The organism is Streptomyces ortus, from assembly GCF_026341275.1.
Classification (GTDB): Bacteria; Actinomycetota; Actinomycetes; order Streptomycetales; family Streptomycetaceae; genus Streptomyces; species Streptomyces ortus.
The window spans coordinates 8,153,283-8,163,668 of sequence record NZ_JAIFZO010000002.1; the positions used below are offsets into that span (position 1 = coordinate 8,153,283).

A 10,386-nucleotide genomic window follows, 5' to 3' on the forward strand; every position below is an offset into this window, starting at 1 on the left:
GCGACGCGGCTACCGGCCGAGGTCGCGGGCCACCTCACGGGCCGCCCGGGCGCCCGACGCCAGCGCGCCCTGTACCGAGCCGGTGGCCCGGTGGTCGCCGCACACGTACCGGCCGGGCGCGATGCGCGAGGTCCGGCTGAGGGGCTGCGGAGGCGCCATGACGGGCAGCGCGTCGGGCACGGTGCGTACGGTCAGCAGATCCCAGCCACCGGTGTCGGTGCCGTACACGTCGGCCAGCGCCGTCCGGACCTCCCCCTCACGGCCCTCGGTGTCCTCGCCGAGCACCGAGGTCGCGATCAGGGACATGCCCGCGGGCGCGTACGAGGGGACGACCTCGCTGAGGACACAGGAGTTCAGGAAGCGTCTGCGGGTGTCGGTGACGAGGGTGGGCTCGGGGAGCGGGGAACGGGTCGCGGCGTGGTAGTACGTCGTCACCACGCGGTACGCGGGCACGTCGAGGTCCGGCAGCAGACGGGCGGCCGGGCCGGGCCCTGTGGCCACCACCACGGCGCGGGCCGCCAGTTCGGTGCCGGTGGCCAGTTCGACTCCGTCGTCCGTGAGCCCGGCCACCGGGGCGTCGAGGCGTACGGTCGCGCGGGGGAGCGCGGCGGCGAGCGCGCGCGGGACCGCGCCGATGCCCTCGCCGGGCAGGCAGAGCGTGCCGCGCAGCATGCTGCGCCAGACGAGGTGGAAGACGCGTGCCGAGGTCTCCAGCTCGTCCTCCAGGAAGACGCCGGAGAGGAAGGGCCGGAAGAAGCGCTCGACGAACTCCTCGGAGAACCCCGCCGCCGCGAGCGCGGTCCGGGTGGTGCGGTCGTCGCCGCGGCCACGCTTCAGCAGCCGTACGGGCCCGAGCATGTCCCGGCCCGACAGGGCGCCCAGCGCGACGAGATCGCGGGTGCCCGCCAGCCGTCCGGGACGCAGGTCGCGCAGACCGCGTGCCCTGCCGGGCATGTGGGACGTGCGCGCCCCGCGGGTCGGGTCGCTGAAGCGCAGCGGTCCGTCCTCGGAGTGCACCAGGACGCCGGGGGTGAAGGGCCTCAGCCGCAGTTCACGCAGCGACAGCCGGCGGCGGACCTGCGGGTAGGCGGTGTTGAAGACCTGGAAGCCGCGATCGACGACGAAGCCCTCGTGACGGTCCGAGCGCATGCGCCCGCCGACCTCGTCGGACGCCTCCAGGACCTTGACGTCGAGACCGACATCCACCAGGTCGCGGGCGCAGGCGAGACCGGCGAGGCCTCCGCCGACCACCAGGACATCCGGTTCTCCGCGAGTAGCGGCCATGGGCTCTCTCCTTGTTCGGCATGCGATGTCCGACCGGCGGCGTGCGACGTCCGGCCCGCGACGTCCGGCCCGCGGTGTCCGGCCCGTGATGTCCGGTGTCCCGCGTCCGGTGTGTCGCGTCCGGTGTGTCGCGTGGAATCCGCCGACGCGGCCGTCGTCGGCATCCCGACCCCGCGTACCCGCGTACGCGCGTTCCACAACCGATCTTCCGGCGGCGGCGCGCGGTCGGATGCGGGGCGCGCGGACACGCGGGTGCACCCGCCGGCCACGCGAGGCCGAATCACCCGTGCACCACCCGCACCGAACCCCTACGTCGCCGCCCGTACATCGCCCGTACGGGTTCAGCGCGGGTACGGGGTCAGTATGGGAACGGGCCCGCCGCGGTAGGCATGCCGCGTGCAGACCTTTCTTCCGTACGCCGACTTCACGCGTTCCGCCGCGGTCCTGGACCAGGCGCGCCTCGGCAAGCAGCGGGTCGAGGCCCTGCAGGTGCTGCGCGGCCTGACCGTGCCCGGCTACGGCTGGCGGAACCATCCCGCGGTCCGTATGTGGATCGGGTACGAGGAGGCCCTGGTCCGGTACGGCCTGGACGTGTGCGCCGTATGGGTGGCGGAGGGGCGTGCCGACACCTGTGCCACCACGCTCGTCACCGACTTCGCCCTGGCCCGCCCGGGGGCCGCCGTCCGTGTCCAGCGGGACCTCGCCGACGACGGGGAGCTGCCGCCCTGGCTGGGCGACCCCGCCTTCCACCGCAGCCACCGGTCGGCGTTGGTGCGCAAGGCACCCGAGTTCTACACGCCGCTCTTCCCGGACGTTCCCGACGACCTGCCCTACCTCTGGCCCGCCTCCGACCGCTCCGCCTCGTAGCGCGAGCCGCGCACCTCAGCGCCGCGTGCCGGTGCCGGTGCCAGTACCAGTACCGGTGCCGGTGCCGGTGCGCAGACCGTCGATGATGACGGTCAGCATCCGCGTACCGCGTTCCGGGCACGGGACTCCGCCGTCCGTCATCCACAGACAGGACCCCAGCAGCAGGATCTCCTCGGCCTCGGCGTCCGGGCGCACCTGCCCGGCTTCCTTGCCCGCACGGAGCAGCAGGTCCAGGGCGGCGAGGAGCGGTGGGTGCGGACGGCCGGCCCGGGTGGCGGCCCGCACGGCCAGAGCCGCCCCGCCCTCGACGCGGCCGTCGGCGGCGAAGCGCTCGAACCAGCGGCGCAGGGCTTCGAGAGGCTCGTACTCCCGCAGCAGGCGCGGAGCGGTGGCGACGAGAGCTTCGAGCTCGTCACGGTAGACGGCCAGCAGCAGGGACTCGCGGTCGGGGAAATGGCGGTACATGGTGCCCTGGCCGACCCCGGCCGCCTTGGCGATCGCCTGCAGGGTCACCGAGGGGTCGCCGGCGAAGGCGGCGTGTGCGGCCTCGATGATGCGGGCGCGGTTCTCCAGGGCGTCCGATCGCGGCGCACGACGAGGGGTTCGCATCACCCGATGCCTCCCGTTCCGGTCTACGGCGTGCCTTCGGGGCATGCGCCGCCGACAGCGCATTCTTATGTACTTGTTGGTCGTCTGACAAGTTTCTTGTAGAATCCGGTTCCATGACGACCACTCGCCGCACGCAGAAGCAGCGCCGTGAAGAAGCCGAGACCGCCCTGCTCACGGCTGCCGCGGAGTTGGTCGACGAACACGGCGTACGTGCGCTGACGCTGGCGGGCGTGGGGGAGCGCGCCGGTTACAGCCGCGGACTCGTGACGCACTACTTCGGGTCGAAGCAGGCGCTCGTCGAACGGCTGGCGCGCTCGGCGCAGGCCGGATTCGTGCCGGGACTCAAGGACCTGCCGCCAGGTCTGGACCGCCTCCTGCGGCTGATCGACGGCTACATCGGCGGACTCGGCCGCATGAACGTGCTGAACAGGGTCTTCCTCCAGCTCTGGACCGAGGCCGCGACGACGCCGGAACTGACTCCGCTCTTCCGCGAGCGGAACAAGGCGTTCCACGCGGGCCTGTACGAGGATCTCGCCGCCGGGATCGCCGACGGCGACATCCGCCCCGACGTGGCGCCCGGCGAGACCGCGATCGCCATCGTCGCGCAACTCCGGGGTGTCGGCATGCAACGGCTGATCGATCCCGAAGGCGTCGACACGGAAGGGCTCCGGCCGCACATCACCGAGTTCTGGCGCCGGGCGCTGGCAGCGAGATGAGCGCAAGCACAGGCTCTCAAGCACCTCAACGGTCGTGACAGGACGCGCAACCCATGGCCGTCCGGGTCGGCGAGGGCCGACCGCCGAGTCGTCAACGGCCCCGATGTGCCGGTGGCACCTTTCACCCACAGGGATGGAAGAAGGAGGGAACCGCGCCCGGACGGGGTCGTGCCGCGCGATTCTTCGTCGGGTGAGCGGAGTCGTCCCCAGGTCGCGCGTACGGCGGGCCGGGATCGTGTACCTGGTCCTGTTCGTCGGAGGCGTCCTCGGGGCGCTCGTCATCGCCCCTCGTCTCGACGACCCCGCCACCGTGGTCGCGGCCCTGCTGCCGACCGGAGCCGGGGCCTACCTCGCCTGGTGCGCCTACCGGGCGGACCGCGCCGAGGCCGCGGTGGACGACCCCGGCGCCGTCGCCGACCGGCTCGCCGTCGCGGTGGCCAGGCAGTGGGAGAGCGAGGCACGGATGCGGCGGCTGTCGGAGCCGTATCCGCTGCCGGTCTCCTGGCGCGGCGCGGACCCGGAGTTCGCGATCACCGAGGAGTCCGGCCGGCTCGCCGGGCGCGACGGGGAACTCGGCGCGCTCTTCGCCGAACACCTTCCCCGCCGTCGTCTGCTCGTGCTCGGCGGCCCCGGGTCGGGCAAGACGGTCCTGCTTGTGCGGCTCCTGCTCGCCCTGACCGAGCGCCGCGGCCGGGGCGAGCCGGTGCCCGTGCTCTTTCCGCTGGCTTCCTGGAATCCGGCCGCCGAGGACCTGCGCGCATGGATGGAGCGCAGACTCATCCAGGATCACGCGGACCTGGCCGAGGCGGCGTCCGGCGCATACGGGGACAGCACCCTGGCCGGGATGCTCCTGGAGCGGCGGCTCGTCCTGCCGGTGCTGGACGGCTTCGACGAACTTCCCGACAGGGCGGGTGCGTCGGCGTTGCACCGCATCGCCGCGGCACTGCCGTACGGCTGCGGTCTCGTGCTGTCCAGCCGCCCGAGGGAGTACCTGGCGGCGCTCCGGCCGCGTACCGGGGTACCGGCCCGGCCGGCCGGGCTGGCCGGCATCCGGCTCGACCCGCTCGACGGGCCGAGCGTCGCGAGCTACCTCCTGCACGACGCGGGCGGAGCCGGTACCCCCGCGGCGGAGCGCTGGGCCCCGGTGGTGGCCGCGCTGGGGACGGCGACGCCGGTGGCACAGGCACTCACCAACCCGTTGACGGTGTCCCTGGCCCGGTCCGTGTACAACCCGCGCCCCGACGACGAGGACGGGCAACTGCCGGACCCGGCCGCGCTGTTGCGGCTCCCGACGCGGACCGCCGTCGAGCACCACCTCCTCGACGCGTTCGTCCCCGCCGCCTACCGGCCGCACCCGCGCCGACCGTGCCGATGGACCGCGGACCAGGCGCACGACGCCCTCGGCTTCCTGGCCCGGCGCATGGAGCAGGGGCGCGACGGCGTGGCCGAACTGGCCTGGTGGCGACTGCATCACGCGGTCCCGACCATGCTTCCACGGGTACTGGCCGGAGTACTGCTGGGCACGCTCGGCTGGCTGGTCGAGGGCTCGACCATGGAACTGATCCACCACTTCGCCCCGCAACTGCCCGCCACGCCGCACTGGGAGGAACGGGGCGGGCTCGGTGTCGTGGCGGCGGGAATGTGCGGCGGACTGGCGGGCGGCCTCGTCGCGGGCGCCGTGGTCACCCTGCTGTGCGCGATGGCCGCAGCTCCGGACACGACCGCCGCGCTCGTGCTGCACCGGCTGGCCGACGGTGGCGCGCTGGCGCTCGTCGGCGTGATCATCTCCGGGTTCGCCTTCGGCCACCGGCTCGGGGTCCGCCGCCCCTCCTCGTGGAACCGGCGCGCCCTGGCGACCGGGATCGGGGCGGCGATCTGCTACGGGCTGGCATTCGGCAACGCCTGCGGCACCGTCAGCGCCCTCTTGTACGGACTCCTGGCGGCGGCCGTGGTCGGGGACGGACCGCCTGTGGAGGCCGCTCGTCCGGCGGCCCGGGTGCGCTGGCACTGGAGCGCGGGCGGCGTGTGCCGGGGCCTGGCCGGCGGCATGCTGCTGGGCGGCGGCGTCCTGCTGGAGGGGCTGTTCGCGGACGTGCTGTCGGGCGGGGCGGACCGGGTGTACATCGCACCCGCCGATCCGGTCGCGGCGGCCTGGGGCGCCGGGCAGGTGGGCGCGGTCTTCGCGGTGGCCTGTCTGCTCCTGCACGCCCTGCGCACCGTGCCGGTCGAACTGGGAGCCGCGGTCGACGGACGGACACTGCTGGCCAACGACCGCCGCATGCTCAGCACCTGTGTGGCGACGGCGGTGGTCGTCGGCGTCGCGGTGATCGGCACCCAGGGCTGGTGCGCCGCGCTGTGGGGATCGACGGGCGTATGGGGCGCGAACCCCCGCGACGGGCGACTGTGGGTGTACGTGGTCGGTCTCGTCCCGGCCCTGCTGGCGGGGCTGGCGATCGGGATGCGACAGGCGGCCTGGAGCCGGTACGCGGTCGCCCGTCTGTACCTGGCGGTCCAGGTCCGCCTGCCCCTGGACCTGCTGGCCTTCCTCGCCGACGCGCACGAGCAGCGCGGTGTGCTGCGCCGGGTGGGAGCGGTCTACCAGTTCCGGCACATCGAACTGCAGCACCGGCTGGCGGAGGCGGCGGACACCCGGTAGCGCGCACAGGTGCTGCCTCCTCCCCCTCAGGCCCCGTCAGATCAACCCCTGCTGCTTGGCCCTTGCATGCAGCTCCTCGCGATCGGCGGCGCCCAGGGCGGTCATGAGCAGCTGGACGCGCTGGTGCACCGTACGGGGTGATAAGCCCAGTTGACCCGAGATATGCCTGATGAGTGCCCCCTCCGCCAGCAGGCGGAGAACATCGATGTCCAGTCGGGACAGCGGGGGGCGGGGCGAATCGGCAGTGGGTCGCTCAGTCATGTGGTGCTTCCTTCTGTTGGTGCTTCCTTCTGTGCTCCGACGGGGGACAGGTTTGCGGTGCGGTCGCTACGCGCCGAGGCCGTCGTCCGCCAGCGTGCCGGAGGCGACGTCCAGAAACCGCACCAAGGGCGGGTGCACGGCCAACAGGGCATCCTCAGCCGCCCGTTCGAGTTCGTCCGCGGCCGGCCCGCGCCGCAGGCCCCGGATCAGACGGTGCAACTCACCGCGAAAGGTGAGCAGCGCGTTCTCCGCGGTGAACGCGGCGGCCGTGAGGGGAGGCGGGCCTTCGACGGTGACGCCCGACTGCCGTTGCTGGAACTCGCCGTACAGCTTGTCACCGGCCCGCGCGTAGAGCCTGTCGGCCTCGTCCAGCAGCGTGCTCCGGTCCGGTTCCGCCGTTCCGGCCGCCGCGGACGCGGACTTGAACGCTTCCGCGTGGAGGGCCTGTACTTCCTGGAACGACTGGGCGAACGCCACGTACGCGGAACGCCTGGGCTCGCGCAGCAACCGGACGTGCTCGGCCCTGAGTTGTGTCCTGGCCTGTCCGCGGCCCAGGAGTCCGGTCAGCAGAGCGGCACCGCCGGTGCCCAGGGCCCCGACGGCCGCGCCGAGCACCGCAGCGAGTCCCGCATCCATGGCCGGTCAGCTTAGAACAGCGGTCCGCCTCCCCTCACCCCGGCGTCGAAGGTGCCCTGGTGCGCCGCACCCGGGCGGAGGGGGCAGCGGAGGGCCGTCCTCGCCCTCCGTCCCCGGAGGGACGTGGCGACATTCGGCCGAAGTCGGGGCCGGGCCCGTCGGGTGGCCGAGGGTGCGGGTGCGTGGGTCACCCGGCACGGCGTCGAACGCCGCAAGGGTTCGGACCGTCTTCGAATGGGGTGTTCCGCTTTTTTATGCCGATGCTCGTGATGCTGCCGCTGCCATTCTCTGCGCAGGTGAGGGGAGTTGTGATCTATGGGCCCGCAAGGGGAGTTCCAGGTTCTGCGCAATCGGCTGTTTAGTCATCTGCCTCCTGGGCACGCGTGGGAGGCGGTGAAGCACACCGGACCGTCACCGAAGCCTTTAGTTCGGGCTGCTCGAAGGCAATGCGCAATGGCTTGCCGATATACCCTCCACCCGACTTCGGGGGGTTGCTCTCGGTAGATGCACCATGAAGACTGTCGCCGGGCTCGACGGGGTCGAGGATATTCACCCCACGAGCTCGACGCCCACCGTCCCGCCTGTGGTTTCGCTGTCCCCGCGTACCACACTAAGGAGAACAGGTGACCGGCAACGTATCCGAGCAGGAGCACTTACCCTTCGACGCACTGAGCGACAGATGGCAGTCGTTGCACGCAATGAGACCGGTGCATTACGACGAACAGCAGAGCGCCTGGCAGGCGGTTGATCACGAGTCGGTGGCCGCGGTTCTGGCGGACCCGGCGACATTTTCCTCCGACTTCTCTTCCATCGCGCCCACGCAGGAGGACTTCGCGGTCTTCCGGCAGGGCAATTTCGTGGGAATGGATCCGCCGGAGCACCGAAAACTACGCACACTCGTAAGTCAGGCATTCACTCCCCGCATGGTGAGCGGATTGCAGCCACGCATCGAGAACGTGTGCGGCCGGTTGCTGGACGATGTCGCAGACCGCGACCGATTCGATCTGGTCGACGCGCTCGCCTACCCGCTGCCCATCATCGTCATCGCCGAACTGCTCGGCATACCGGAAACCGACCACAGGCTTTTCCAGGAATGGGCGGCCACCCTCTTCGGCGGCGACGAACTCGGCGAAGCGCCCACCATGGACGACCTGGCCCGCGCTCTCGAAGCCGTCGCGCCCACCGTGCGGGAAATGAACGGCTACGTCCTGGACCACATCCGGCGCTGCCGGGCGCAGCCGGGGAACGACCTCACCAGCAGACTGCTTGCCGCCGAGGTGGACGGAGTCCGCCTGGAGGACCAGGAGATCGTCGGATTCGTCGCCCTGCTGCTCGTCGCCGGGCATGTGACCACCACGGCGCTGCTGGGCAACGCGGTCGTCACATTCGACCGCCACCCCGGCACACTCCCGGCGCTGCGGGCCGACCCCGGCCGGCTCCCGGACGCCGTCGAGGAGGTGCTGCGCTGGCTGCCTCCCTTCGCCGAACTCGGCCGACGCACCACCCGGCCCGTGGTGATCGGCGAGCAGGACATCCCCGCGGGCGCGATGGTGGTGGCCCATCTGGGCGCCGCCAACCGTGATCCCTCCCGCTTCGAGTCACCGGACGTCTTCGAGCCGACCCGCAGCCCCAATCCCCATCTGACCTTCGGGCACGGCATCCACTTCTGTTTCGGCGCGCCGCTGGCCCGGCTGGAGGCGCGTATCGCCCTCCGGATGCTGCTTGAACGTTTCTCCGATCTGGGTGTCCCCGCCTACGGAGACGTCACCTTCCAGAACCCCGGCGTCATCGTCGGCGTACGCCGTCTGCCGGTCGAAGTCGCACGCAGTTAGCAGGCAAGAACGCATCATCACCCGCACCGACGCGGGAGCCGTTCCGCTCATCCCCACCGGCCCCCGGCGTCACGTTCACCTCAAGCAGCACGGGAGTCCCCTTCACATGCCTTACCCCACCACCGCTCAAGTCGCCTCCGCGTCGTCCCCCTTGCGCCGAACCCTGCAGGACCGCCTCGACAGCCTCGCGCGGACCCACCGCGTGCCCGGCGCACATCTGGCCGTGGACACCGGGACGGAGATCGTCAGTGTGCACACCGGCACGGCCGACGCCGTCCGGGGCACCGCGTTCACCGCCGACACCGCCGTGCCGCTGGGCAGCGTCACCAAGACCTGCACGGCCGCCACCGTCATGCTCCTGATCGACGACGAGGACCTCGATCTGGACGAGTCCGTCGCCGATGTCCTGCCGGAGTTCCAGGACTTACCCAAGGTGACCGTGCGTCACCTGCTCTCCCACACGGCCGGCCTGCCCACCGGCCCCGACTCGGACACCGCGGCGGGCATGACGGCCTCCCGCTATCTCGCGGCGGTCTGCACCGCCGAGGACGCGCTGTTCGCCCCCGGCACGGACTTCTCCTACTCCAACGCCGGTTACGTGGCCGCGGGGCGGCTGATCGAAGCGGTGACGGGTATGAGCTGGCACGAAGCCGTACGCGTCCTGCTGCTGGAGCCGCTCGGCATCACGCCCGCCTTCCTCGGTGACCGCGCCCCGCTCCGCCCCACCGCCGGCGGGCACACCCTGAACACGGCCACCGGAGCCGTGCGGCCGGCCCGGCAGAGCCTGGCTCCCGTCGAGGCCCCGGCCGGCGCCCTGCTGGCGAGCGCCCCCGATCTGCTCGCCCTGGGCAGGACCCTGATCGGCCGGACCGCCGTCCTCCCGTCCACCACCGCCGCGCTCATGCGACGGCCCGAGGAGGGAACCGAAGCCGGCCCGCTGGCGGACGCCTGGGGGCTCGGCGCCGCCCTCTACCAGCAGGACGACCGCTGGTGGTGCGGTCACGACGGCAACGCCCAGGGCACCTCCTGCCATCTGCGTGCCGAGCCGCGCAGCGGCGTCGTGGTCGCCTTCACCGGCAACGCCGGCGGCGCCACCGCACTCTGGCGGGACCTGGCCGACCAGCTCACCCGGCTCACCGGCCTGCGGGTGCCGGTCACTCCCGCGAGCCAGGACCGGGGCGGACCAATCCCGTTCCCCCAGTGCGCGGGGACCTACCGCAACGGGACGAGCGAGTACCGGATCAGTCTCGGCGCCGACGGCCTGCCCGCGCTGTCCATCGACGGCGACCTGTCGCTGCCCCTGGTCTGCTACCCGGATCTGAGCTGCGATCTGGTCGACCCGGCCACCGGTCTCCGGGAACCAGGCGGACGCTTCCACCGGGATCCCGTCGACGGAAGCGTCGACCGCGTACAGATCTCCGGTCGCACCGCCCGCCGCGTCGGCACCGTCTGACACCGAGCCGTCCCGCCGCACCCCACCCGCGCCGCAGTGCCGCCCCCGTGCGGCCCGGCGCGCCCGGGCGGC

9 protein-coding genes are annotated in these 10,386 nt (G+C 72.3%); 5 read left to right on the top strand and 4 right to left on the bottom strand.

The genetic code is table 11. The features are described from left to right. Positions 1-9 precede the first annotated feature (9 nt). Positions 10-1,284, bottom strand: coding sequence for an NAD(P)/FAD-dependent oxidoreductase (locus K3769_RS38760; RefSeq protein ID WP_267030890.1), 1,275 nt, complete (start codon positions 1,282-1,284; stop codon positions 10-12). Positions 1,285-1,680: 396 nt separating this feature from the next. Here K3769_RS38760 and K3769_RS38765 point away from each other — a divergent pair, with 396 nt between their 5' ends. Further along, the gene (locus K3769_RS38765; RefSeq protein WP_267030891.1) at positions 1,681-2,151 is read left to right on the top strand and encodes an MSMEG_6728 family protein; all 471 of its coding nucleotides are present in this window, start codon (positions 1,681-1,683) and stop codon (positions 2,149-2,151) included. 15 nt (positions 2,152-2,166) lie between these two features. Here the strand turns inward: K3769_RS38765 and K3769_RS38770 are convergent, their stop codons facing one another. Further along, positions 2,167-2,760 (bottom strand): TetR family transcriptional regulator, encoded by a 594-nt coding sequence (locus K3769_RS38770; protein ID WP_267030892.1) that lies wholly within the window; start codon positions 2,758-2,760, stop codon positions 2,167-2,169. A 113-nt stretch (positions 2,761-2,873) separates the two neighbouring features. Between K3769_RS38770 and K3769_RS38775 the strand changes: the two genes are divergently transcribed. Both K3769_RS38775 and K3769_RS38780 read left to right on the top strand, forming a co-directional pair. Continuing rightward, positions 2,874-3,476, top strand: a complete 603-nt coding sequence (locus K3769_RS38775) for a TetR/AcrR family transcriptional regulator (protein WP_267030893.1) — start codon at positions 2,874-2,876, stop codon at positions 3,474-3,476. A gap of 190 nt (positions 3,477-3,666) precedes the next feature. Next, on the top strand, positions 3,667-6,132 hold the full coding sequence (locus K3769_RS38780; RefSeq protein WP_267030894.1) for an NACHT domain-containing protein: 2,466 nt from the start codon (positions 3,667-3,669) through the stop codon (positions 6,130-6,132). Between the two features lie 36 nt (positions 6,133-6,168). Here the strand turns inward: K3769_RS38780 and K3769_RS38785 are convergent, their stop codons facing one another. Next, positions 6,169-6,393: a response regulator transcription factor gene (locus tag K3769_RS38785; RefSeq protein ID WP_267030895.1), complete on the bottom strand. Its 225-nt coding sequence runs from the start codon at positions 6,391-6,393 to the stop codon at positions 6,169-6,171. A gap of 66 nt (positions 6,394-6,459) precedes the next feature. Further along, positions 6,460-7,029, bottom strand: coding sequence for a hypothetical protein (locus K3769_RS38790; RefSeq protein WP_267030896.1), 570 nt, complete (start codon positions 7,027-7,029; stop codon positions 6,460-6,462). A 623-nt stretch (positions 7,030-7,652) separates the two neighbouring features. Between K3769_RS38790 and K3769_RS38795 the strand changes: the two genes are divergently transcribed. Next, on the top strand, positions 7,653-8,861 hold the full coding sequence (locus K3769_RS38795; RefSeq protein WP_267030897.1) for a cytochrome P450: 1,209 nt from the start codon (positions 7,653-7,655) through the stop codon (positions 8,859-8,861). A gap of 106 nt (positions 8,862-8,967) precedes the next feature. Beyond that, positions 8,968-10,314, top strand: coding sequence for a serine hydrolase domain-containing protein (locus tag K3769_RS38800; protein ID WP_267030898.1), 1,347 nt, complete (start codon positions 8,968-8,970; stop codon positions 10,312-10,314). Positions 10,315-10,386: the final 72 nt, after the last annotated feature.